This is a genomic window from Mesorhizobium sp. P160927 (genome assembly GCF_057766385.1).
Genome location: NZ_JBYMDW010000001.1, coordinates 5,603,033 through 5,625,356 on the forward strand (window position 1 = coordinate 5,603,033; position 22,324 = coordinate 5,625,356).

Consider the following 22,324-nt stretch of genomic DNA (forward strand, 5'->3'; position numbering starts at 1 on the left):
GCGCCGCACCGCTGCGGCGCCCTTTGCGCGGATCGTGCTACGCGGCGCTGCGCGACAGCGCCCGCTGGTTGGACGCATGGATCGTGTCGCGTTCCGGCAGCGCGCCGGTCTTCAGGCAGTCGATCCATTCGGCGGTCTTGAGCACCGCGGCGAAGCGCGACTGCAGGATAATGCTCACCACGCGATGGATCTCCTCCGCGGAGGCGTAGCCGGCGCTGTTGGCATAAGGCACCGAACCGGTCGCGTCGGACAGGAACTCGACCGCGAAGCCCATGTGCACGGCATGGATGATGGTCGACAGGTCGCAATTATGCGTCATGTAGCCGACGACCGCGATCGTATCGATGGCGTTGGCGCGCAACCAGTCCTCGAGGTCGGTGCCGGTGAACGCGCTCGGCAAATTCTTCTCGACATAATGGTTGCGGCCACGCCTGGCGATCTCGGGATGCAGTTCGCCTCCATGGCTGCCCAGGGCGAAGATCGGCGACATCTCGGGCGCCATCTGCTTGACGACCACGACCTTGATGCCTGCTGCCGATGCGGCATCCATGGCGCGCGTCACGTTGACGACGCTGTCGCGGAACGGCGGATGCTGGATGGCCAGGTTACCGCCGTCATAGTCATTCTGGACGTCGACGACGATCAGCGCGCGGCGTGCCGCGGTGTTGGCTGGGGCAGACATGATGTTTCCTTTCAGGCTTGAAGGCGATGGGCCGAAAATAGCCTGCTGGCCTAGGCGCCGACAGTGGCCCGATTGACATCATCCGAAAGAATTGGGACAATCCTCTTACAAACTGGAAACGCCTCATGACCGCCCCCATCATCGCCGTCCTCGCCTTCGACGGCATCAGCCCGTTCCATCTCTCCGTCCCGTGCCTGGTGTTCGGCGCCGACCGCACCGGGCTCGGCCTGCCGCGCTTCGACTTCCGAGTCTGCGGGCTGGAAGAAGGGTTGATCCAGACCGACGCCGGATTGAGCGTCCTGGTCCCGCATGGGCTTGCCGCGCTCCAAGACGCCGATATCGTCATCATCCCGAGTTGGAAGGATCTCGGAGCGCCTCTTGCCAAACCGCTCGAGGATGCGCTCGGCCGTGCCCACCGGCGCGGCGCGCTGATCGTGGGGCTCTGCCTCGGCACCTTTGCCATCGCCGCCGCCGGCCTGCTTTCGGGACGGAAGGCGACCACGCATTGGGCCTATACGGATCAGCTACAGGCTCTCCATCCCGACATTTCGGTCGATGCGGACGTGCTCTACGTCGACGGCGGCGACATCATCACCTCCGCCGGCGTCGCCGCGGGGCTCGACTGCTGCCTGCACATCGTGCGCGCCCGCTATGGCGCCGAGGCGGCACTGCGGCTCGCCCGGCACATTGTGCTTTCACCGCACCGGCAGGGCGGGCAGGCGCAGTTCATCGAGCGCCCGGTGGCGCCGAGCCCGGCCGCCGACCGCTTTACCCAGGCTCTCGACAAGGTGCGCGCGACCCTCGACGAACCGCACGGTCTCGATAGCGTCGCTGACGCAGCCGGTCTCACCCGCCGCACCTTTACCCGCCGTTTCCAGAAGACGACAGGTACCAGCTTCGGCGACTGGCTGGCCGACCAGCGCATCACGCTGGCGCAGAGGCTGCTGGAGACGACGGACAAGCCGGTGGACATGGTCGCCTTCGAGGCCGGCTTCGGCAGCGCAACATCCTTGCGCCAACATTTCGCCGCGAGGCTAAGGACATCGCCGGTGCAATACAGGCGCGAGTTTTCCAGGCGGGCCGGTGTCGGCGAGCGCAGGGCGCGCCTGCCGGCTGAATCGATTGGGCACGCAAGCGCGCTCAGCCCCGGCTGACCACCCGCGCCGGATTGCCGACCACGGTCGTGTGTGCCGCCACGTCGTGCGTCACCACCGCCCCGGCGCCGACGATGGCGCCCTCGCCGATGCTGACGCCGCCAAGGATGACCGCGCTGCCGCCGATCCAGGCATTGTCGCCGATCGTGACCGGCCTGGCGATCTCCAGTCCCGCCTGCCGCCCTGCCGCCTCCTTATGGTGCTCGGCGCAATAGATCTGCACATTGGGGCCAAGCAGCGTCCCCTTGCCGAGGCGCACCGGTGCGGTGTCAAGAATGATGCAGCCGGCATTGAGGAAGGTGCCGGGGCCGAGAAAGATGTTGAAGCCGTAGGCGCAATGGAACGGCGCCTCGATGCGGGCACCCTCGCCCACGCCGCCCAGCAGCGCCCGCAGGGCCGGCCCGAGGTTCCCGCGTTGACGAGGCGGCAGCGTATTGTGCTCGAACACCGCATCCGCTGCCACGCCGCGCAACGCGCCAAGATCGTCATCCAGGCACGCATACCATTCACCATCAGCCATTTTAGCGCGTTCGCTTTGAACCATGGCAGTGCCTTCGTTTTTTACATCATTGCGAACAGCGCCAAGGCGAGGACTAACGTCAAATCCATAAACCAGGATACGCGGCCTTGCTGATTGGCGGCCATTCGCGATCTGCTCCAGCAATGAAAATAGTTCAAGACCGATGTCGATTTCCGGGAAGCTCATTCGTCCTCGGTAGGAAGCTGAAAGAAATTCGCCCACGCAAGGAACAAATGCGATGACAATCACCATCACGGCATTTGAACGATCGCCCGATGGCGGCAAGGGACTGGCCCGCGATACGCGTGTTCGCTGGGCGCTGGAAGAAGTGGGGCAGCCTTACGCGGTCCGTTTTGTTTCCTTCGCCGGCATGAAGGCGCCTGACCATCTGGCCATCCATCCTTTCGGCCAGATCCCCACCTATGAGGACGGTTCTCTCTCGCTGTTCGAGACCGGCTCGATCGTCTTTCACCTTGCCGAGCAGCATGCGGGCCTGCTGCCGAAGGAGCGCGACGCCCGCGCGCGAGCGATCACGTGGATGTTTGCCGCGCTGAACACCATCGAGCCGCCGATCCTCGAACTGACCACGGCAAGAATTTTCGAAGCCGACAAGCCCTGGAGCGAGGCGCGCTTGCCGTTGGTAAAGGATCGTGTTCGCGCCCGGCTCGACCGCCTCTCGGCTCATTTGGGCGTCGCGGATTGGCTCGATGATGCGTTCAGCGCCGGCGATCTGTTGATGGTGTCAGTGCTGCTGCGACTGAGAATGTCAGGCATTCTGGACGAATACAAAAACCTGGCCGCCTACGTGGCGCGCGGAGAAGCTCGGCCCGCTTATATCAGGGCTTTCGCCGCGCAATTCGCGATCAACGCTCCATCAGCCAACTGACTCGCCTCGATCCGCTGTGGCTGTGCGCTTGTGAGTCTGCGGCCTAGCCAAATATCCGGCCTATGGTAGCTTGCCGTTTCAAGGCTGTACCGGCCTTCGAGGGGGATCGACCATGCTCTACATTCTTGCACTTCTGATCGGCGTCATTGCCGGACTGCGCGCCATGACGGCACCTGCCGCCGTTGCCTGGGGCGCCTATCTCGGCTGGCTGCCGGTTGCTGGCACCTGGGCGAGCTTCATGAGCCATTGGGCGGCTGTCGGCATCTTCACCATCCTGGCCATCGTCGAACTGGTCACCGACCAGCTGCCGTCGACGCCAAGCCGCAAAGTGCCGCAGCAGTTCGGCGCCCGGATCCTGCTCGGCGCCTTCAGCGGCGCGGTGATCGGCGCGACCAGCGGCGCCACCATCGTGTGCCTGATCGCCGGAGCGATCGGCGCCGTCATCGGCACGCTGGGTGGTGCCGAAGCGCGAGGCCGGCTGGCGGCCGTTTTCGGTAAGGATCCGCCCGCGGCCTTCATCGAGGATGCGGTGGCGATCATCGGCGGCTTGCTGATCGTGGCGGCGGTCGTATGACGGCCCAGACCTTAAACGCAAAGACCATAAACGCAAAGACCTTCGACGCCATCATCATCGGCGCTGGCCAGGCGGGATCGCCCCTGGCGGGCCGCCTGACCGCCGCCGGCATGAGCGTGGCGCTGATCGAGCGCAAGCTGGTCGGCGGCACCTGCGTCAACACCGGCTGCATGCCGACCAAGACCATGGTCGCCAGCGCTTATGCCGCGCATCTGGCGCGGCGCGCCGCCGACTATGGCGTGACGTTCCCGGGCCCCGTCGGGGTCGATTATAGCAGGATCAAGGCGCGCAAGGACAAGGTCACCGACGACGCCCGTGGCAATCTGGAAACCTGGATCGCCGGAATGGAGCGCTGCACGCTCTATCGAGGACATGCGCGCTTCGAATCCGCCAACACGGTGCGTGTCGGCGGCGACCTGTTGACCGCCGAAAAGATCTTCCTCAACACCGGCGGCCGCGCTTCGGTGCCGGACCTGCCCGGCATCCACGACATCGACTATCTGACCAATTCGTCGATGATGGATCTTGACGTTTTACCGCGCCACCTGATCGTCGTCGGCGGCAGCTACATCTCGCTCGAGTTCGCGCAGATGTTCCGCCGCTTCGGCTCGGAAGTCACCGTCATCGAAAAGAGCCCGCGCCTGACCGGCCGCGAGGACGAGGACGTCTCGGCCGCCATCCTCTCGATCCTGGAAAATGAAGGGATCGCCGTTCATGTCGGCGCCGATGATATCGGCTTCGCCAAGCAGGGTGGGGACATTGCCGTGAGTTTCTCCGCGGGCCAGCCGCCCGCGGTCGGCTCGCATGTGCTGCTGGCGCTGGGCCGAACGCTCAATACCGACGATCTCGGTCTCGACAAGGCGGGCGTCGAGGTCGACGGGCGCGGCGCGGTTGTCGTCGATGACCAGCTGCGCACCAGCGTGCCAGGCATCTGGGCGATGGGCGACTGCAACGGCAAGGGCGCCTTCACCCACACCTCCTACAACGACTATGAGATCGTCGCCGCCAATCTGCTCGACAAGGATACGCGCAGGATCAGCGACCGCATCGAGGCGTACGCGCTCTATATCGATCCGCCGCTCGGCCGCTGCGGCATGACCGAGACGGCGGTGAGGAAATCCGGACGTCGCGCCCTGGTCGGCCAGCGGCCGATGACCCGTGTCGGCCGCGCCATCGAGAAGGGCGAGACGCAGGGCTTCATGAAGATCCTCGTCGATGCCGACACCAGAGAGATCCTCGGCTGCTCGGTGCTCGGTCCCGGCGGTGACGAGGCGGTGCATTGCGTGCTCGACCTGATGTACGCCAAGGCGCCGGTCGACACACTGGCGCGCGCCGTGCACATCCATCCCACCGTCTCGGAGCTGCTGCCCACCATCGCCCAAAAGCTGAAGCCGCTGGCGTGAGACTGTCAGCCGACTTCCTGCCTCTTCAGTCCTCGCCTATGCTTGCCGAAGGCACCGTGATTTCACGGTCGTCATCACGCGATTATCGCTGGGGCCTCGGCCGGCTTCAAGATATCGTGTCGGCAGCAAACGGAACTGAGACTAAGCAACATCGTTTCAGCCCTTGAAGGATCGGCCTGCGTCGGGCTGGTGTAAGAGGAGAAGAGCATGATGAGGAAGAACTGGACGAAGCCAACAATGTGCCAGGTCGCCGCGAGCTTCGAGATTTCGCGCTATCTGCCGGCTGAAATTACGCGCAAGAAGTAGTTCCCCAAGGTGCATGCCCTTGGCGACACGGGCATGCACCTTTGTCGATCAGGTGAACGCCAGGGCCAAGCGTATGCCGCGTGGCTCGTTGTGAAGCGCCTTTGGAGCAGAAATCGCCATGCGCTTGAAGATCATCGGATCGGCGGCGGGCGGCGGTTTTCCGCAGTGGAACTGCAATTATCGGCTGAGCAGCGCCGCGCGGACAGGATCAAGCGGTCTGCGACCTCGGACCCAGTCGAGCCTCGCGGTCTCGTCGGATGGGGTGGGTTGGATCCTTTTTAACGCTTCGCCCGACATACGCCAGCAGATCGCGCAGACACCGGAGCTACAGCCACCGCCGGATGGACCCGTGCGCTGCACCCCTATCCGCGCCGTGGTGCTGACGAACGCCGATGTCGACCACATTGCGGGCTTGCTCAGCCTGCGCGAGCGACAGCCCTTTGCGCTCTATGCGACCAAGGAGGCATTGGCGACGCTGGAGGCAAATTCGATTTTCAACGTTCTGGATCCCGAGATCGTGCCGCGACGGACACTGCCTCTAGCAGGGGAAACGGAGATTTGCGACGCGCAGGGGCGAGAGGCCGGCGTGACAGTGGAGAATTTCCCAGTCCCCGGCAAAGTGGCACTGTACCTCGAGGACAAAAGCCGTCCGGAGGCCAATTTCGGCTCCGACAGAGGAGACACGATCGGCGTGCGCATCAGTGGGGCGACAGGCAAGTCGGTTTTCTACATCCCCGGTTGCGCGCGGATCGATGCGCTGCTGCGCGCTCGTGTCGAGGGCGCCGACTGCCTCTTGTTCGACGGCACCGTCTACACCGATGACGAGATGATCGCCGCCGGCGTCGGTGAAAAGACCGGGGCGCGCATGGGTCATCTGGCGATGACCGGGGATGCGGGCTCGATCGCCGGCCTGGCGAACGCGAACATTGCCCGCCGCGTCTTCGTTCACATCAACAACACCAACCCGGTTCTTGACGAGAACTCGGCTGAACACGCTGAGGTCAGGGCAGCCGGTTGGGAAGTTGCCCATGACGGCATGGAGTTGGAACTTTGAGCACCTTCCGCGATGCGGCCAAGGACGGCCTCTCCAAAGGCGATCTGGAAGCGGTTTTGCGACAGGTCGGCGTGGAGCGCTACCATCACCTGCATCCCTATCACCACAGGATGGTCGAAGGAGCATTGTCGAAGACGGAAATGCAGGCGTGGGCGCTGAACCGCTATTGCTACCAGGCGATGGTGCCGCGCAAGGACGCCATGATCCTGGCGCGTGCAACCGACCCGGCGTTTCGCGCCGCGTGGCGAATGCGCATCGAGGACCATGACGGCGACGATGGCTGGAGCGGCGGCATTGCGCGCTGGCTGCACCTGGCAACGTCGCTCGGCCTCGATGCGGACAGTGTGAAGAGCGAAAGGCTGGCGCTGCCAGCCACGCGTTTTGCCGTCGGTGCGTATCTCACCTTCTGTACCGACAAGACCTTGCTGGAAGCGGTCGCGTCCTCTCTGACCGAAATGTTCTCGCCCGTCATAATCGGCGAGCGCATGTCCGCGATGCTGGCAAGATACGATTACGTCACCGAAGACACGCTGGCCTACTTCAAGCATCGCCCGAAACAAGCGTCGCGCGATGCCGATTTCGCCCTCGCCTATGTGCTCGACCACGCCGACACGGCTGAGCGACAGCAGGCTGCCATCGACGCGCTGGTGTTCAAGTGCGACATCCTGTGGACGATGCTCGACGTGCTTCAGCATGCCTATGGCGAGGATGGCAACATACCGCCCGGCGCTTTCCGGCCGGAGCACGTGCAATGACGGCGTTGCGCGAAAGGACGATCGTCTCGCCGCATTCGGTGCCTTCGCTGCCGAAGCACGTTCGCATCCAGTACGATCCCGTACGCCAGGCCTTTGCGGTGCTTTCTCCCGAAAAGATTTTTTGGCCAAACGAAATCAGTCTCGACATCTTGCGGCACTGCGACGGAAACTCGACGGTCGCCCAGATCATCGCCGGCCTCTCCGCCGAATATGATGCTGGTCCTGAGGATATTGCCGGCGACGTCATCTCCTTCCTGCAGGAATGGTCCGACAGGCTGCTGGTGAGGTCATGAGCGGGCCGCTTCTTCCACCGATCGGCATGCTGGCGGAACTCACCCATCGCTGCCCGCTGCAATGCCCCTATTGCTCCAACCCGCTCGCATTGCTGAAAGCCAATCGTGAGCTCGACACCCGGGCTTGGCTCGACCTGTTTGGTCAAGCCGCGGATCTTGGCGTGTTGCAGGTGCATTTGTCCGGCGGCGAGCCGACATTGCGCCGCGATCTCGAACAGCTGATTGCCGGACTGGCGGATCGCAATGTCTACACTAACCTGATCACGGCCGGCGTCGGCATCGCGGACGGCCGCATCGAGGCTTTCGCCGAAGCAGGGCTCGACCATCTGCAGCTGAGCTTTCAGGGCGCGCGAGCGGCGACCACGGAACTCATCGGCCATCACCGCGGCAGCCATGAACAGAAACTGGAAACGGCAAGACGCGCCCGGGCGGCAGGGTTACCGCTGACCATAAACGCGCCGATCCATCGCCACAACATCGCGGAGGTTCCGGAACTCATCGAGCTGGCACTTTCGCTGGGCGCGGAGCGGCTGGAAATTGCCAACGTACAATATGGCGGCTGGGCGTTGGCCAACCGGGACATGCTGATGCCCGACCGGTCGGCGGTCGACCGGCAGGCCGACATCGTCGAGGCGGCAAGCCAACGGCTGAAGGGAATCATGAACATCGATTTCGTCACGCCAGACTATTTCGCCCACTATCCGAAGCCGTGCATGGGCGGGTGGGCGCGTGACGCCTTCATGGTGGCGCCCGATGGCGCGGTCCTGCCGTGCCACGCCGCGCAGACAATTTCCTCTCTCCGTTTCGAGCGGTTCGGCGAGCGCTCGCTTTCGGAAATCTGGACAGATTCGCCGTCATTCAATGCGTTCCGCGGCACGGACTGGATGCAGGAACCTTGCCGCGGCTGCGACCGGCGCGAGATCGACTGGGGCGGTTGCCGCTGCCAGGCCATGGCGATCGCGGGAGATGCCGCCGCCACGGACCCCGCATGCGCGAAGTCGCCGGTTCATGATCGTATGGCGGCACTCATCGATGAGGCTCGCCACGCTGCCGCCTCTCCCGGTGGAGGAAACGCCTTCCTCTACCGCCGCATGGGTACCGCGCCAAAACCCGTCTGATGGCTGGTTCGACCGGCGGCCCCATCCGCGGCGGCCGTCATTGCTCCGCCTCTTGGCGTCCGCTCCACGCTTTCTGCATTGCTGCATTGCGGCAATGTCTGTTGCCCCCGGCAGGGGTCCTCGCGCAGTCTGGAATTGAACCGATTCAGTCTGGACCTCCCATGCCTTTGCCGATCCTTGCGCTTGCCATTGCGTCCTTCTGCATCGGCACCACCGAATTCGTCATCATGGGCCTGCTGCCCGAGGTCGCCGCCGATCTCGGCGTGACGATCCCCGCCGCCGGCCTGCTGGTCACCGGCTATGCGCTGGGGGTCGTCTTCGGCGCGCCTGTCGTGGCCATGGCCACCGCGCATCTGCCGCGCAAGCCCGTGCTGGTGGGACTTGCGGCCCTGTTCGTCGTCGGCAACCTCTTCTGTGCCATCGCGCCCAATTACTGGCTGCTGATGGCCGCGCGCGTCTTCACCGCTTTCGGCCATGGCGCCTTCTTCGGCATCGGCTCGGTCGTCGCGGCAAGCCTTGTGCCGCGCAACAAGCGCGCCAGCGCCATCGCGCTGATGTTCGCGGGCCTGACGCTCGCCAACATCCTCGGGGTTCCCGCAGGCACCGCACTCGGCGAAGCCTTCGGCTGGCGCGCCACCTTTCTGGCCGTGGTCGGCATCGGCCTGATCTCGGTCGCGGCCATCGCGTGGCTGGTGCCGTCCGACGTCACGGAACCGAGCGGCGGCGGTCTGCGCGCCGAAGTCCGCGTGCTCGGCAAGCTGCAGGTATGGCTGGCGATGCTGATCGCGGCGCTGACCTCGGCCAGCCTGTTCGCCGTTTTCACATACATAAAGCCATACCTCACCGACGTGTCGGGTCTGTCGAGCGCGGCCGTCACCTGGGTGCTTTTGCTGTTCGGCGCCGGCATGACCATCGGCAACATCATCGGCGGCAGGCTTGCCGACTGGAAACTGATGCCGACAGTGATCGCCACCTTGCTGCTGATGGCCCTGCTGTTCGTCGGCTTCATGCAGTTCGGGGCGATCGCCAGCATTGCCATCGGCATCGTCTTTCTCTGGGGCCTGCTCATCTTCGTCGTCGTGCCACCTCTGCAGATCCGGGTCGTCGAGGCGGCTTCCGAGGGACCGAACCTTGCAGCCACGCTCAATCAGGGCGCCTTCAATGTCGGCAATGCCGGCGGCGCATGGATCGGCGGCGTGGCGCTGTCATCAGGCGTTTCCTACGCCGATTTGCCGCTCGTCGGCGCCGTGCTAGCCCTGGTGGCGGTCGCCGTTGCGGTACTGTCGGCGGCGCTGGACAGGCGCGCGCCTGTCCCGCTTCACGCTGCCGCGGAATAGGCCCTTGCGCCCATAGCGCGGCGGGCTGGACCAATCGACATCGGCACCTTCCAATGGGCATGTCTTCTCGCATTCATGGAGAATGTCATGCAGAAATCGATCGAACGCATCGCCGGCGACAGCGACGGCGTTTCCTACGAATTCCCGGTGCTCCGCTTGGCCGGCGCCGACAAGACAGCGCCTTCGGCCTACCTGCAGGCGGCGCTCCATGCCGGCGAATTGCCTGGCGTCGTCGCCATCGATGCATTGATGCCGATGCTGAACAAGGCCGAGGCCGAGGGTCGCATCAGGGGCAACATCACCATCGTGCCCTGGGCCAACCCGATCGGCCGCGCGCAATACCATTTCGGCGAGCACCAGGGTCGCTTTCATCTGGGCACCCGCACCAACTTCAACCGCGGCTTTCCGCTGCTGGCCGCGCCCGACGCCAAGCTCTTGCCGGACGCCACCTTTGGTGGCGCCGACCAGCGGCTGAAGTCGCGCCTGGTGCAGCTTTCGCTCGGCCATGACATCGTGCTCGACCTGCACTGCGACGATGAGGGCCTTGCCTATCTCTACGTCCATACCAGCCTGTGGCCTGAGATGGCTGATTGCGCCGCCGCCATGGGCGTCGAGGCCGTGGTGCTGTGGAGCGAGGACACCGACGGCACCTTCGAGGGCGCTTCGATCATGCCCTACCAGAACGCATCGGCCGATGTGGCGAAGTTCGACAGGCGCGTCGCCACCACTGTCGAATATCGCGGCATTCTCGATGTCGACGGCGCGCTGGCCAAGTCCGACGCCGAAGGCCTTTACCGGCTGCTGGCGGCGCGCGGCGTGATATCCGACACCGACCTGCCCGCGCCCGGCCCCTTCAAGGGCGTCGCGGCACCTCTGGAAAACATCGACATGATGCCGGCGCCCCGCGGCGGTGCGGTCCTCTACGACGTCAAGCCCGGCGACCGCGTCACCAGGGGCGCGCGGCTCGCCACCATCGTCCACGCGCCAGGCGAAGTTGATGGCCGCACGGAAGTGTTCGCGCCGCAGGACGGCATCATCCTGACCCGTCGCTCGCGCCGCATCATCCGCTCCGGCGAAGACCTGTTGAAACTGGTCGGCGACAGCAAGAGCGCCGATGCAAGGTCGGGTACGCTGGAGGATTGAGCCTGCGTCGAATCCAGTTGCGCGGCCGCCCAATCGCCGCTAAGGGAATCGCCATGAACATGCGTTCGATCAAGACCATTTGGTGGTGGGCCTGCTGACAGCGGCCTGTTCGAACGCGTGTGCGTGAAAATAGTGGGTGGCCGCAACGGAATGTCCGGGCGGCCATTTGTTTTTTAAAGCCATTCCCGGGTCCGTTGCCCAAGTAGCTGATGGAGACGGCAATGACGTTGAAGGTTCTGGAAAACGGCGCTGAAAGCTTCGTGACGGCGGGTGGCATCACCATCACCCGCGAGCGCCACGACCGCCCCTATGAAGGCGCGATCGACGCTTATGTCGAGGGGCTGAACTCGCGCCGGGGCGCGGTATTTTCCTCGAACTACGAATATCCTGGCCGCTACACGCGCTGGGATACGGCCATCATCGATCCGCCGCTGGTCATCTCGGCACGCGGCCGCGCCATGCGTATCGAGGCGCTGAACAGCCGTGGCGAGGCGCTGTTGCCGGTCATCGGCAGGACATTGGGCGGCCTCACCGAGGTCACGATCGCCGAGACCTCGAAAAAGCTGATCCGTCTCGACGTCGCCCAGCCTGGAAGGGTCTTCACCGAGGAGGAACGCAGCCGCGTTCCCTCCGTCTTCACCGTGCTGCGCGCTATCACCGCCCTGTTCAAGACGGCCGAAGACGCCAATCTGGGCCTCTACGGCGCCTTCGGCTACGACCTTGCCTTCCAGTTCGACCCGGTCGACCACACGCTCGTGCGCAAGCAAAGCCAGCGCGACCTGGTGTTGTTCCTGCCCGACGAGATCCTGGTCGTCGACCACTACTCGGCCAAGGCCTGGACCGACCGCTACGACTATGCGGGCGAAGGTTTTTCGACCGAAGGCCTGCCACGCGACCAAATCGCCGAACCGTTCAAGACCGCCGACCGCATCCCGCCACGCGGTGACCATGAGCCCGGCGAATATGCCAATCTGGTGCGCCGCGCGATGGACTCGTTCAAGCGTGGCGACCTCTTCGAGGTTGTCCCCGGCCAGATGTTCTACGAGCGTTGCGAGACCCAGCCCTCCGAGATTTCGCGCAAGCTGAAGTCCATCAACCCGTCGCCCTATTCCTTCTTCATCAACCTGGGCGAGAACGAATACCTGATCGGTGCGTCACCGGAGATGTTCGTGCGCGTCAACGGCCGCCGCGTCGAGACCTGTCCGATCTCCGGCACCATCAAACGCGGCGACGACGCCATCTCAGATAGCGAGCAGATCCTGAAGCTGCTTAATTCGAAGAAGGACGAATCCGAGCTCACAATGTGCTCGGACGTCGATCGCAACGACAAGTCCAGGGTCTGCGAGCCGGGCTCCGTACGCGTCATCGGCCGCCGCCAGATCGAGATGTATTCGCGCCTGATCCACACCGTCGACCACATCGAGGGCCGCTTGCGTGAAGGCATGGACGCTTTCGACGCGTTTCTCTCGCACGCCTGGGCGGTCACCGTCACCGGCGCGCCGAAACTGTGGGCCATGCGCTTCATCGAGCAGAACGAGAAAAGTCCGCGCGCCTGGTATGGCGGCGCGATCGGCATGGTCAACTTCAACGGCGACATGAATACCGGCCTTACCTTGCGCACCATCCGCATCAAGGACGGCATCGCCGAGGTACGTGCCGGCGCTACATTGCTCTTCGACAGCATTCCAGAGGAAGAAGAAGCTGAAACCGAACTGAAGGCATCCGCCATGCTCTCCGCGATCCGCGACGCCAAGACGGGCAATTCGACCAGCACCGAGCGCACCACGGCGCGCGTCGGCGACGGCGTCAACATCCTTTTGGTCGACCACGAGGATTCCTTCGTCCACACGCTGGCCAACTACTTCCGCCAGACCGGCGCCAATGTCTCGACCGTGCGCTCGCCGGTGCCGGAGGAAGTCTTCGACCGGCTGAAGCCCGACCTCGTCGTGCTGTCACCCGGACCCGGCACGCCGAAGGACTTCGACTGCGCGGCGACCATCAAAAAGGCTCGCGCGCGCGACCTGCCGATCTTCGGCGTGTGCCTCGGCCTGCAGGCACTGGCGGAAGCCTATGGCGGAGAACTCAGGCAGTTGCACATTCCCATGCACGGCAAGCCATCGCGTATCCGCGTCTCGAAGCCGGGCATCATCTTCTCCGGCCTGCCCAAGGAAGTCACCGTCGGCCGCTACCACTCGATCTTCGCCGATCCGGTACGCCTGCCCGACGATTTCATGGTTACGGCCGAGACGGAAGACGGCGTCATCATGGCCTTCGAGCACCGCAAGGAGCCGATCGCCGCGGTGCAGTTCCACCCGGAATCGATCATGACGCTCGGCCACAATGCCGGCATGCGCATCATCGAGAACATCGTCGCGCATCTGCCGCGAAAGGCCAAGGAAAAGGCAGCCTGACGCCAATGGCCGAAGCCGAGAACACGATGGCGATCGCAGCCAGGGCGGCCGCGAAGCGCAAGGTCGCCAACCTTGCCTTCTGGTCGATCGTGGTCGCTTTTGTCGTGCTCGCGCTGAAAGCCGCCGCCTGGTACGTGACCGGTTCCGTCGCGCTCTATTCGGACGCGTTGGAATCGATCGTCAACGTCATCGCGTCGATTGCCGCTTTCTGGGCGATCCAGGTCAGCCACAAGCCGGCCGACCAGGATCACCCCTTCGGCCATCACAAGGCCGAGTATTTCTCCGCCGTGCTGGAAGGCGTGCTGATCGTGCTCGCCGCGCTTTTGATTCTGAACGAAGTCTGGCGCTCCTGGCAGGCCCCGGCGCCGCTCGAACAGCCTTGGAAAGGCCTTGCCGTCAACGGCGTCGCCACCGCCATCAACGCCTTCTGGGCCTGGATGCTGATCCGCACGGGCCGGGCCGAGAAATCGCCGGCGCTGGTCGCCGACGGCAATCACATCATGACCGATGTGGTGACCTCGATCGGCGTCTTCGGCGGCCTGGTCGGAGCGATCCTGACTGGCTGGCAGATCCTCGACCCGGCATTGGCTGTCATCGTCGCGCTCAACATCCTGTGGCAGGGCTGGCATGTGATCGGCTCGTCGATGAACGGCCTGATGGACCGGGCCGTCGACACGGCGGAGCACATGCGCATCCGCGACATCATCTCGGCCAATTGCAAGGGCGCCATGGAGGTGCACGATCTCAAGACCCGCATCGCCGGCCGCGCCACCTTCATCGAGTTCCATCTGGTCGTCGACGCCGACATGTCGGTCGGTGCCAGCCATGTCATCTGCGATCGCATCGAAGACGCGCTGAAGGCCGAACTCCCCTCGGTGCGGGTGACCATCCATGTCGAGCCCGACGACGAAGCTAAGCTGCCCAAGGGCACGACCGCGGTGCCGTTCGCCTGAGGCGGGTCACTGTCGCGACCTTGGAGAGCAACTCCAGGAAAAGCGTGAGCGTTTTTCCGTCCGGAAGTGCGTAAAACAAAGAGCTAACCGGAGTTTCTCGACTTCGTCATCCTTGGGCGAAGCAGGAGCGCAGCTCCGTAGCGGAGACCCAAGGATCGCCATGAAGTGTGGCGGAGCAGAACTTTGCACCGTCGCAGCGCCTCGAAGTCACGGCATGGATCCCATGGTCCGCGCTGCGTCGCTTCGCTCCTTGCTCCGCCATGGGAGGAGACGAAACGCTGCTCACGGCGCGCAGGCGGATTGTGGCATTGGCTCCAGCCGATAGACCTTGTCGTCGGACGTCGTCTTGCCGTCCGCGGCCTTCGAGCACAGGTCGACGATCGCCAGGCTGCTGTTGGGGTTCGCAAGCGTGATGGCGCCGTTGGCACCACGCTTGAGGAAGATCTCCTTTTGCGCGATGTCGCAGGAATAATTGCTCGTCTTTGAACTCGCGGCACAACGCCACTGGTCGGCCTCGCCCTGGCACGAATAAGTCTGCGTGACCTTGGCCCCCTTCTGCCGCGTCGTGACCGAGACCGCGATGTCGGCGCCGTCGGGCCAGTTCGCGTCGTCGCCTGCCGAGGCGAAGGACGCCAGTTGCACCGGTCCTCGAAACACCCGGATCGACTGCGTCAGTTGGTCGGGATGCGAACCCATATGCGCTGCGTCATAGTCGCGCCCGTAGCAGAAGGCCTGGTCAGGCTTCAGCCGCTCGCGCAGCAGCGGCCCGAGCGCCGGGTCGATCGGATCGATGCGCGCGAATTCCGCCTTGCAGGTCACCGCCGGCATCGGATCGAGGCGGAAATTGTCGTCTTCCTTGCCAAGCGCCTGCCTGTCGTACTCAGCCGCGCCGAGTTCTTCTTCCGAACCGGCGTCGAGGTAGATATCGGACGACAGGTCCGACAGGATCAACCGGCCCTTGCCGTCGACCTTCAGCGACGCCAGGGTACGGTCGCAGTCCATGCCGCAACGGATCGGGCCCGATTTGCCATCCTCGGACTCGTGATTGCACCAGCCTCCGGCCCATTCCGGCGCCTTGGCGCCACGCACCGTGGTGGTGAGGAATCCATTGTAGGAAGTATCGGAATTCGCGTTCGGTTCCTCATTCGGGCGGCTGACCGGATCATGGCCGTAGTAGAAGAAAATCCGCGTCACCTTCTGCTTCGGATGTGCCTTAAGGTGCGCCGCGTCATAGACCCGGCCGAAACAGGCGTCCGCCCCGTTGGGGCTGAGTTCGGTGAGTTTGAGCATATTGTCGGCAAAAGCAGAACCTGTAAGTCCGACAATCAGTGCGGCGCCGAATCCGGCGCTGGCAAACGTCTTCCATTCCCTGGACGTCATGTGCCCCCCTCCGCGTCGACAAGACGTAACGTCAATTTATGCTAGTATTGCGGTCGCGGCCACGCAAATCGCGCTGAGCCGGCAAGCCAGGGAGGCACGCCATGCGCCGACGTGACATGTTCCACGCGGCTCTCGCCGGAGCCGGGACGCTTCTCGGCCTGCGGGCGGTGCAGGGGGCAACGACCGAGCCTGCCAGGCTGAAGGTCGCCTATCACCTCAGCGACCTCGACAAGGTCAATTTCGTGCTCGGCAACATCAAGAACCACTATGAGGGCACCGGCGGCAACGTCGATATCGCGCTGGTCGTGCATGGTCCGGCGCTTGCCGGCTTCAAGTCGAAGGGCATATCGGCGGCGATTTCGGGGCGCTTTGCCGGTCTTGTCCAGCAAGGGCTCGACCCGCACGCCTGCGGCAACACCATGCACGGCATGGATATCACGCTCGCCGATTTGCTCGACGGCTTCCATGCCGCCGACAGTGGCGGAGTCGTCAAGCTCGCCGAACTGCAAAGCCAGGGCCATGTCTATCTCAGGCCTTGAAGCGGCACTGACTTGAATGCAAGGGTGGCAACACCCGCCAAGAATCTCGGAAATCCCCCGGAGGAACAGCAGTGTCAGAGACAGCCCTTGGTCTTGTCATTCCCGATCTCGCCGGCAAGGCGGTGCTGGTCACCGGCGCCTCGACCGGCATCGGCGCGGCGCTCGCGCTCGCTTATGCCGAGCAGAAATGCAAGGTGGCGCTGCACTATAATTCCAGCCGCGACGCCGCCGAGAAACTCGGCCAGACCATTCGCGGCGGCGGCGGCGAGGTCTTCCTCGTCCAAGGCGACTTTTCTCTCCCCGCCGATGTCGAACGCGTCGTCGAGGACAGCGCGCGGCAGTTCGGCCGGCTCGACGGGCTGGTCAACAATGCCGGCGGTATGCTTGGCCGCGTGCCCTATGCCGAGCAGACCGAGGCGCACTACGACGCGGTGATGGACCTCAACGCACGCTCGGTGCTGACCGCCTCGCGCAAGGCGATCCCGTGGCTGAAGAAACAGGGCGGCTTCATCGTCAACACCTCGTCGATCGCCGCGCGCAACGGGGCGGGCGGCGGCGCCGGCCTTTACGGCTCGGCCAAGGCCTTCGTCTCCAACGTGACACGCGGCATGGCCAAGGAACTGATCGGCTTCGGCATCCGCGTCAACGCCGTGGCGCCGGGCACCATCCTCACCCCCTTCCACGAACGCTATTCGACCGACGAGCAGATGAAGGGCATGGTCGCCACCATTCCGCAGGGCCGCGCCGGCACGGCGCAAGATTGCGTTGGTGCCTATCTGTTCCTCTCATCGGATCTGTTGAGCGGCTACGTCACCGGCCAGGTGATCGAGGTCAATGGCGGCCAGTTGATGCCTTGACCGGCGACCGGCATACTGGACACACTCCTTTCGCGCCAACCAAGGGGGAGACGAGGACATGTATGGACTGATCGGCAAGATGCGGGCGGCGCGTGGCCAACGCGACGCTGTCATGACCGTGCTGCGTGAGAGCACTGGCGCCCTGCCCGGCTGCCTGAGCTATATCATCGCCACCGACCCGGCCGACGCCGACGCGATCTGGGTGACCGAGGTGTGGACCGATCAGGCAAGCCACAAGGCCTCGCTGCAGCTTCCCGAAGTCCAGGCGGCGATCGCCAAGGCACGCCCCTTCATCGGCGGCTTCGAATTCCAGGTGGAAACGCATCCGGTGGGCGGCTTCGGCTTGGCTGAAGCCAAAACGGGCTAAGGCGGGCGCCCGAGGCGGAAACATGCTTTTCAGGCGCACTTGCGTTCGCGTTTTTCGCGTCTGGGGTTAAGACCAGAACATGGATTCCGAGGCCGAGCAGCCATCTTCCAACCACCCCGCCATCGAGCGCATGAAGCGGCTGAGCAAGCCTTGGCAGTGGCTCTTCCTGCTGGTCATCTCCGCGCTCTTCGCCGGCGCGCTGGAACTCGCCGCTTTGCCGGCGGCGCTGCTGATCGGACCGATGCTAGCGGCCATCGTCGCGGGCACCAACGGCGCCACGGTGCGTGTGCCGCGGCTTCTGTTCGGCGCCGCCCAGGCTGTCGTCGGCTGCCTCGTCGCGGCTTCGATCTCGGCCGATATCTTCCCGGTCTTCTACAAGGAATGGCCGCTGTTCCTCGGCGTGGTGATCGCCACCGTCGCGGCCTCAAGCCTGCTTGGCTGGCTGATCAGCCGCTGGCGCATCCTGCCGGGCACCACCACCGTCTGGGGCTCTTCGCCGGGGGCCGCCACCGCCATGGTGCTGATGGCCGGCGCCTTCGGCGCCGATCAGCGCCTTGTCGCCTTCATGCAGTATCTGCGCGTCATCCTCGTCTCGATGACGGCAGCCCTCGTCGCCAAGATGTGGGTCGACACCTCGGGCATCGAGGTCCCGCCCGTCGTCTGGTTCCCAGAGATCGATCCGCAACCCTTCGCCGCCACCATCGGCATGGCGCTCGTCGGCGGCCTCGCGGGCAGGCTTTGCCGGCTGCCTTCGCCCTTCTTCCTCGGCAGCTTCATCTTCGGCACAGTCATCCATCTCGGCCTCGAGGTGCCGATGCAATTGCCGCAATGGCTGCTGGCGGCCAGTTACGCGATGGTCGGCTGGGCGATCGGCCTGAACTTCACCAGGCCGATCTTGCGCCACGCGGCACGCGCTTTGCCGCAGATCATCGCTTCGATCGTCGCGCTGATCGCGTTTTGCGGCGGCCTTGCCTTCCTCATCAGCCGGCTCGCCGGCGTCGACCCGCTGACCGCCTATTTGGCGACCAGCCCTGGCGGCATGGACAGCGTCGCCATCATCGCCGCCGCCGCGCGGAACGTAGACATCTCCTTTGTCATGGCACTGCAGTCGGCGCGCTTCCTGATCGTGCTGCTTGTCGGCCCGAGCATTGCCCGGCTGGTAGCCAGAAGCATCAGGGAAGGATGAGGGCTGCCACCAGGGCACCGCTATCGCTCGGCTGCAAGGCGTTCGGGAAGAAAGTCGACGAAGACGCGCACCTTTGGCGACAGATGGCGATTGGAGGGCCATAGCATCCGGAACTGGCCGCGGCCGTCGACATGATCGTCAAGCACGGTGCGCAACCGGTCCTCGCGCAGCGCATCCCGCACCAGGAAATCGGGCATGCAGGCGATGCCGAGTCCGGCGATCGTGGCGCCTTTCAAAGCTTCCATGTTGTTGCAGGTCAGCATCGAACGGATCAGCGGTTGGGCGCTCCCGGTAATGAACGGCCAGTCCAGCAGCCTGCCGCTGTTGAGATAGCGGAAGTTTATGCCGAAATGCCTGATGAGATCCGCCGGCACGCTGGGAGTGCCATGGCGCTCGAGATAGGAGGGTGCCGCGCACAGCAGCATGCGGAAGGGCGCAATAGGTCTTGACACCAATCGTGAATCGGGCAGCTCGCCGCTGCGGATGGCGACATCGATGCCCTCCTCGATGACGTCGACGATCCGGTCGTTGAAATCGATATCGAGCTCGATCTCGGGATAGCGGGCCATGAACTCCGACAGCACCGGCAGCAAAAGATGGTAGGTGACGATCGGGGTCGAGACGCGCAACCGTCCACGCGGCGTCTCCCTTGTCCGCGACAGCATCGCCTCGGCATCGTCGATGTCGTCGAGGATGCGCCGCACGCGCTCGTTGAACAGCTTGCCCTCCTCCGTCAGTCCGATCCGCCGCGTGGAGCGCTGCAGCAGCCGAACGCCGAGTTCCTGTTCGAGCCGCGCGACGCTTTTGCCGACGGCCGAAGCAGAGATGCCGAGCGCCCGGCCGGCGGCGACGAAGCTGCCGAACTCGGCGGTGCCGGCGAAAGCCAGAAGGCCGCTGAGGCGATCCACCATGCTGCTCCATTCGAGCGTTTCAGTCCGTTATATCAGGATATTTAATAGTATTATTCCTGATCTGTCTCTGACCTATCTTGGTCCGCATGATCGGCGCCGCGGTTTCCCGCATGCCGGCGCGGACCGCTCAGATGGGAAAACCCATGACCTTGAAGACCATAACCGGCCCGGCCGATAGATGGCTCGTGCTCTTGTCGGTATGCCTTGCCGCTATGACGATGCCTCTGACCTTCACCGGCCCGGCCGTCGCGCTCTCCCGGATCGCGGCCGATCTCGGCGGCAGCCCGATTGCGCTCAACTGGGTGACCAACGCCTTTATGCTGACCTTCGCCGCCAGCCTGATGGCAGCCGGAGCGCTCGCCGATAATCATGGCCGCAAGCGAATCTTCCTCGTCGGTCTCGCCCTCTACATTCTCGCCTCGCTCGGCGCGATGCTGGCGTCCGACATCGCCTGGTTCGACATCTTCAGGGCCGCGCAAGGGCTCGGCAGTGCCTTGGCCTTCGCCGGCGGCGCCTCCGCGCTTGCCCAGGAATTCGAGGGACCATCGCGGCTGCGCGCCTTCTCCTTTCTCGGCACCAGTTTCGGCATCGGGCTGGCCTTCGGCCCGATCGCCTCCGGCCTGCTCATCTCCGCCTTCGGCTGGCGGTCGATCTTTGTTCTGGTCATGGCACTCGCGGCTGCCTCGGCAACCCTCGGCCTGCGCACCATCAGGGAATCGCGTGATCCGGATGCGACCGGCCTCGACTGGGCGGGCGCCGCCACGTTCACCTTCGCGCTGGCCTCGCTGACCTATGGCGTGCTCCAGGCGCCCCAGAGCCGCTGGGCCGATCCGCTGGTGGCAACGCTTCTCGTCGTCGCCGTCCTTTGCTTTGTGCTGTTTGTCGTCGCCGAGAGGCGCGCGCGCCGGCCGATGCTCGATCTCACCCTGTTTCGCTTTCCTCGCTTTGTCGGCGTCCAGTTTCTTGCGGCGGCGCCCGCCTATGGCTTCGTCGTCCTGCTCGTACTTTTACCAATCCGCTTCATCGGCATCGAGGGGATGAGCGAGATCAAGGCCGGGCAATTGATGATCTGCCTCTCCGGGCCGTTGCTGTTCCTGCCCTTGCTCGCCGGCCAGCTGGCGCGCTGGATCGCTCCGGCCACGATCTGCGGCGTCGGCTTGCTCGTCGCGGCGGCCGGCCTTGTCTGGCTGAGCCTGACGCCACCGGTTGACGTTGCGCTGGTCGCGCCGCTGACCCTGATCGGCGTCGGCATCGCCTTGCCTTGGGGGTTGATGGACGGGCTCGCCGTCAGCGTCGTGCCGACGGAGCGGGCCGGGATGGCGGTCGGCATCTTCAACACCACCCGTGTCGCTTGCGAAGGTGTGGCGCTGGCCATCGTCATGGCGACGCTGTCAGGCTTCACCGCCGCGCAACTCACCGGTCGAGGCGCTGCGTCTTCCAGCGACGCGGGCGGCGCGGCGCAATTGCTGGTGACCGGCAATGTCGGTGGAGCCGCGCACCATTTGCCGGCGGCCGGCGCCGTCGTGCTGGTCGAGGCCTACGAAACCGCGTTCGACAGGCTGCTGGTCGTGCTGGCGGCAATCACCATCGTCACCGCCCTCGTCGTCTTTCTCGGCCTGCGCCGCGGATCGGCGGCGGAGCACGACACCGAACCGCTGCCGGCCTGCCAGGAAGGGTAGGCGTCAGCCATTCTCAGGCCAGCTGAATATCAATGCACCTTAGTCCAGCCTGTGCATCAGATCGTCATCCAGCCAGCGGCCGAAGAAATAAGCCAGCTGCTTGTGCCACCACGGCCAGTCATGGCTGACGTCGCCGCCCCAATAGTCGACCCAGGCCGGAATGGATTTGTCGCGCAGGATCTGTTCCAGCTGGCGCGTCTCGACCAGCATGCGCTCCTCCCATGCGCCCTGCCCGCAGCAGAAGATCAGCCTGAGCGCCTTCAGCCGCGCCAGCAGTTTCGGGTCGACGATCCCTGGCAGATAATCCAGCGGCGAGTTGTAGAAGATGTCCCCGTCGAGCGCCTTGCCGAAAAAATCGCGGGCCGAATAGACCCCCGACAGCGAGATGACGCCGCTGGCGAGCTCGGGAAAACGGAAGACGAAGTTCGAGGAATGGTAGCCGCCCATCGAACAGCCCGAGAAGAGCGGTTTCAGCCGCCGTCCGCCATTGGCTTGCGCGGCGGTTTCCAGAAATTCCGGCAGCGCCTCCTCGCGCAGATAGCGGAAATAGGCCTCGTGCCGGTCGATGCGATGCACGGCATCGACATCCCTGGCGAAGAAGGATTCTGTATCGATGCCGTCGACGGTGAACAGCTGGATGCGGCCGGTATCGACGAACTCGGCGAGCGCCCCCACTCCGCCGGAATCCTCGAACTGGTAGAACCGGCCCTGAGAGGTCGGGAACACCACGACCGGCCGGCCGGCATGCCCGTAGCGCTTGTACTCCATGTCGCGGCCGAGATTACGGGCGAAAACCTTGTGATAGGAAATGTCCAT

At 64.4% G+C, this 22,324-nt stretch carries 23 protein-coding genes; 18 read left to right on the forward strand and 5 right to left on the reverse strand.

Going from position 1 to position 22,324, the window contains the following annotated elements; all coding sequences use genetic code 11:
- Positions 1-37: 37 nt before the first annotated feature.
- The gene (locus AC3CB8_RS27460; RefSeq protein ID WP_023770326.1) at positions 38-682 is read right to left on the reverse strand and encodes a cysteine hydrolase family protein; all 645 of its coding nucleotides are present in this window, start codon (positions 680-682) and stop codon (positions 38-40) included.
- Positions 683-807: 125 nt separating this feature from the next.
- Here AC3CB8_RS27460 and AC3CB8_RS27465 point away from each other — a divergent pair, with 125 nt between their 5' ends.
- The gene (locus tag AC3CB8_RS27465) at positions 808-1,836 is read left to right on the forward strand and encodes a GlxA family transcriptional regulator (RefSeq protein ID WP_352566652.1); all 1,029 of its coding nucleotides are present in this window, start codon (positions 808-810) and stop codon (positions 1,834-1,836) included.
- Here the strand turns inward: AC3CB8_RS27465 and AC3CB8_RS27470 are convergent.
- On the reverse strand, positions 1,823-2,380 hold the full coding sequence (locus AC3CB8_RS27470; protein ID WP_023781399.1) for a sugar O-acetyltransferase: 558 nt from the start codon (positions 2,378-2,380) through the stop codon (positions 1,823-1,825). The two genes, AC3CB8_RS27465 and AC3CB8_RS27470, sit on opposite strands and share 14 nt — an antisense overlap.
- Before the next feature lie 214 nt (positions 2,381-2,594).
- On the opposite strand from AC3CB8_RS27470, the gene AC3CB8_RS27475 reads away from it, so the two are divergent.
- The 12 genes from AC3CB8_RS27475 to AC3CB8_RS27530 all read left to right on the forward strand — a co-directional run bounded on the left by AC3CB8_RS27475 (position 2,595) and on the right by AC3CB8_RS27530 (position 14,589).
- On the forward strand, positions 2,595-3,242 hold the full coding sequence (locus AC3CB8_RS27475) for a glutathione S-transferase family protein (protein ID WP_023770329.1): 648 nt from the start codon (positions 2,595-2,597) through the stop codon (positions 3,240-3,242).
- A 112-nt stretch (positions 3,243-3,354) separates the two neighbouring features.
- Positions 3,355-3,816, forward strand: a complete 462-nt coding sequence (locus AC3CB8_RS27480; protein WP_023770330.1) for a membrane protein — start codon at positions 3,355-3,357, stop codon at positions 3,814-3,816.
- A gap of 26 nt (positions 3,817-3,842) precedes the next feature.
- Positions 3,843-5,219 (forward strand): FAD-containing oxidoreductase, encoded by a 1,377-nt coding sequence (locus tag AC3CB8_RS27485; protein ID WP_352566669.1) that lies wholly within the window; start codon positions 3,843-3,845, stop codon positions 5,217-5,219.
- Positions 5,220-5,426: 207 nt separating this feature from the next.
- Positions 5,427-5,525 carry a pyrroloquinoline quinone precursor peptide PqqA gene (locus tag AC3CB8_RS27490; RefSeq protein WP_488377357.1) on the forward strand — a complete coding sequence of 33 codons (99 nt, stop codon included), beginning with the start codon at positions 5,427-5,429 and terminating at the stop codon, positions 5,523-5,525.
- 118 nt (positions 5,526-5,643) lie between these two features.
- Positions 5,644-6,579 carry a pyrroloquinoline quinone biosynthesis protein PqqB gene (pqqB, locus tag AC3CB8_RS27495; protein ID WP_352566649.1) on the forward strand — a complete coding sequence of 312 codons (936 nt, stop codon included), beginning with the start codon at positions 5,644-5,646 and terminating at the stop codon, positions 6,577-6,579.
- A complete protein-coding gene (gene pqqC / locus AC3CB8_RS27500; protein WP_352566647.1) occupies positions 6,576-7,334 on the forward strand; it encodes a pyrroloquinoline-quinone synthase PqqC in 759 nt (252 codons plus the stop codon). The genes pqqB and pqqC overlap by 4 nt, the downstream gene beginning before the upstream one ends.
- Complete coding sequence (gene pqqD / locus AC3CB8_RS27505) at positions 7,331-7,627, forward strand: pyrroloquinoline quinone biosynthesis peptide chaperone PqqD (RefSeq protein WP_023781395.1); 297 nt, start codon at positions 7,331-7,333, stop codon at positions 7,625-7,627. Before pqqC ends, pqqD begins: the two co-directional genes overlap by 4 nt.
- A complete protein-coding gene (gene pqqE, locus AC3CB8_RS27510) occupies positions 7,624-8,745 on the forward strand; it encodes a pyrroloquinoline quinone biosynthesis protein PqqE (RefSeq protein ID WP_352566645.1) in 1,122 nt (373 codons plus the stop codon). Before pqqD ends, pqqE begins: the two co-directional genes overlap by 4 nt.
- 161 nt (positions 8,746-8,906) lie before the next feature.
- The gene (locus AC3CB8_RS27515; protein WP_023781393.1) at positions 8,907-10,082 is read left to right on the forward strand and encodes an MFS transporter; all 1,176 of its coding nucleotides are present in this window, start codon (positions 8,907-8,909) and stop codon (positions 10,080-10,082) included.
- A gap of 87 nt (positions 10,083-10,169) precedes the next feature.
- On the forward strand, positions 10,170-11,225 hold the full coding sequence (locus AC3CB8_RS27520) for a M14 family metallopeptidase (RefSeq protein ID WP_352566642.1): 1,056 nt from the start codon (positions 10,170-10,172) through the stop codon (positions 11,223-11,225).
- Positions 11,226-11,446: 221 nt separating this feature from the next.
- Positions 11,447-13,636: an anthranilate synthase gene (locus tag AC3CB8_RS27525; protein WP_023770339.1), complete on the forward strand. Its 2,190-nt coding sequence runs from the start codon at positions 11,447-11,449 to the stop codon at positions 13,634-13,636.
- Between the two features lie 5 nt (positions 13,637-13,641).
- On the forward strand, positions 13,642-14,589 hold the full coding sequence (locus AC3CB8_RS27530; protein ID WP_023781390.1) for a cation diffusion facilitator family transporter: 948 nt from the start codon (positions 13,642-13,644) through the stop codon (positions 14,587-14,589).
- A gap of 282 nt (positions 14,590-14,871) precedes the next feature.
- On the opposite strand, the gene AC3CB8_RS27535 is transcribed toward AC3CB8_RS27530, so the two are convergent.
- A complete protein-coding gene (locus AC3CB8_RS27535) occupies positions 14,872-15,969 on the reverse strand; it encodes a hypothetical protein (protein ID WP_352595536.1) in 1,098 nt (365 codons plus the stop codon).
- A gap of 101 nt (positions 15,970-16,070) precedes the next feature.
- On the opposite strand from AC3CB8_RS27535, the gene AC3CB8_RS27540 reads away from it, so the two are divergent.
- From AC3CB8_RS27540 to AC3CB8_RS27555, 4 genes are all read left to right on the forward strand, one after another.
- A complete protein-coding gene (locus tag AC3CB8_RS27540; protein ID WP_352566637.1) occupies positions 16,071-16,508 on the forward strand; it encodes a DsrE family protein in 438 nt (145 codons plus the stop codon).
- Positions 16,509-16,579: 71 nt separating this feature from the next.
- Positions 16,580-17,365, forward strand: a complete 786-nt coding sequence (locus tag AC3CB8_RS27545) for an SDR family NAD(P)-dependent oxidoreductase (RefSeq protein ID WP_023781387.1) — start codon at positions 16,580-16,582, stop codon at positions 17,363-17,365.
- Positions 17,366-17,423: 58 nt separating this feature from the next.
- Positions 17,424-17,732: a putative quinol monooxygenase gene (locus AC3CB8_RS27550; protein WP_023770344.1), complete on the forward strand. Its 309-nt coding sequence runs from the start codon at positions 17,424-17,426 to the stop codon at positions 17,730-17,732.
- 79 nt (positions 17,733-17,811) lie between these two features.
- Positions 17,812-18,918, forward strand: coding sequence for an AbrB family transcriptional regulator (locus AC3CB8_RS27555; protein WP_352566635.1), 1,107 nt, complete (start codon positions 17,812-17,814; stop codon positions 18,916-18,918).
- Positions 18,919-18,938: 20 nt separating this feature from the next.
- Here the strand turns inward: AC3CB8_RS27555 and AC3CB8_RS27560 are convergent, their stop codons facing one another.
- Positions 18,939-19,826: a LysR family transcriptional regulator gene (locus AC3CB8_RS27560; RefSeq protein WP_352566667.1), complete on the reverse strand. Its 888-nt coding sequence runs from the start codon at positions 19,824-19,826 to the stop codon at positions 18,939-18,941.
- A 146-nt stretch (positions 19,827-19,972) separates the two neighbouring features.
- Here AC3CB8_RS27560 and AC3CB8_RS27565 point away from each other — a divergent pair, with 146 nt between their 5' ends.
- Positions 19,973-21,508: an MFS transporter gene (locus tag AC3CB8_RS27565; protein WP_023770347.1), complete on the forward strand. Its 1,536-nt coding sequence runs from the start codon at positions 19,973-19,975 to the stop codon at positions 21,506-21,508.
- Positions 21,509-21,547: 39 nt separating this feature from the next.
- Here AC3CB8_RS27565 and AC3CB8_RS27570 read toward each other — a convergent pair whose 3' ends face one another.
- Positions 21,548-22,324, reverse strand: a complete 777-nt coding sequence (locus AC3CB8_RS27570; protein WP_023770348.1) for an esterase family protein — start codon at positions 22,322-22,324, stop codon at positions 21,548-21,550.

Excerpts from the sequence above, each read along its gene's own strand:
- AC3CB8_RS27460 (WP_023770326.1), bottom strand. The coding sequence starts at position 682 with ATGTCTGCCCCAGCCAACACCGCGGCACGCCGCGCGCTGATCGTCGTC.
- AC3CB8_RS27465 (WP_352566652.1), top strand. The coding sequence starts at position 808 with ATGACCGCCCCCATCATCGCCGTCCTCGCCTTCGACGGCATCAGCCCG.
- AC3CB8_RS27470 (WP_023781399.1), bottom strand. The coding sequence starts at position 2,380 with ATGGTTCAAAGCGAACGCGCTAAAATGGCTGATGGTGAATGGTATGCG.
- AC3CB8_RS27475 (WP_023770329.1), top strand. The coding sequence starts at position 2,595 with ATGACAATCACCATCACGGCATTTGAACGATCGCCCGATGGCGGCAAG.
- AC3CB8_RS27480 (WP_023770330.1), top strand. The coding sequence starts at position 3,355 with ATGCTCTACATTCTTGCACTTCTGATCGGCGTCATTGCCGGACTGCGC.
- AC3CB8_RS27490 (WP_488377357.1), top strand. The coding sequence starts at position 5,427 with ATGATGAGGAAGAACTGGACGAAGCCAACAATGTGCCAGGTCGCCGCG.
- pqqB (WP_352566649.1), top strand. The coding sequence starts at position 5,644 with ATGCGCTTGAAGATCATCGGATCGGCGGCGGGCGGCGGTTTTCCGCAG.
- pqqD (WP_023781395.1), top strand. The coding sequence starts at position 7,331 with ATGACGGCGTTGCGCGAAAGGACGATCGTCTCGCCGCATTCGGTGCCT.
- pqqE (WP_352566645.1), top strand. The coding sequence starts at position 7,624 with ATGAGCGGGCCGCTTCTTCCACCGATCGGCATGCTGGCGGAACTCACC.
- AC3CB8_RS27515 (WP_023781393.1), top strand. The coding sequence starts at position 8,907 with ATGCCTTTGCCGATCCTTGCGCTTGCCATTGCGTCCTTCTGCATCGGC.
- AC3CB8_RS27520 (WP_352566642.1), top strand. The coding sequence starts at position 10,170 with ATGCAGAAATCGATCGAACGCATCGCCGGCGACAGCGACGGCGTTTCC.
- AC3CB8_RS27525 (WP_023770339.1), top strand. The coding sequence starts at position 11,447 with ATGACGTTGAAGGTTCTGGAAAACGGCGCTGAAAGCTTCGTGACGGCG.
- AC3CB8_RS27530 (WP_023781390.1), top strand. The coding sequence starts at position 13,642 with ATGGCCGAAGCCGAGAACACGATGGCGATCGCAGCCAGGGCGGCCGCG.
- AC3CB8_RS27535 (WP_352595536.1), bottom strand. The coding sequence starts at position 15,969 with ATGACGTCCAGGGAATGGAAGACGTTTGCCAGCGCCGGATTCGGCGCC.
- AC3CB8_RS27540 (WP_352566637.1), top strand. The coding sequence starts at position 16,071 with ATGCGCCGACGTGACATGTTCCACGCGGCTCTCGCCGGAGCCGGGACG.
- AC3CB8_RS27550 (WP_023770344.1), top strand. The coding sequence starts at position 17,424 with ATGTATGGACTGATCGGCAAGATGCGGGCGGCGCGTGGCCAACGCGAC.
- AC3CB8_RS27555 (WP_352566635.1), top strand. The coding sequence starts at position 17,812 with ATGGATTCCGAGGCCGAGCAGCCATCTTCCAACCACCCCGCCATCGAG.
- AC3CB8_RS27565 (WP_023770347.1), top strand. The coding sequence starts at position 19,973 with ATGACCTTGAAGACCATAACCGGCCCGGCCGATAGATGGCTCGTGCTC.
- AC3CB8_RS27570 (WP_023770348.1), bottom strand. The coding sequence starts at position 22,324 with ATGGACATTTCCTATCACAAGGTTTTCGCCCGTAATCTCGGCCGCGAC.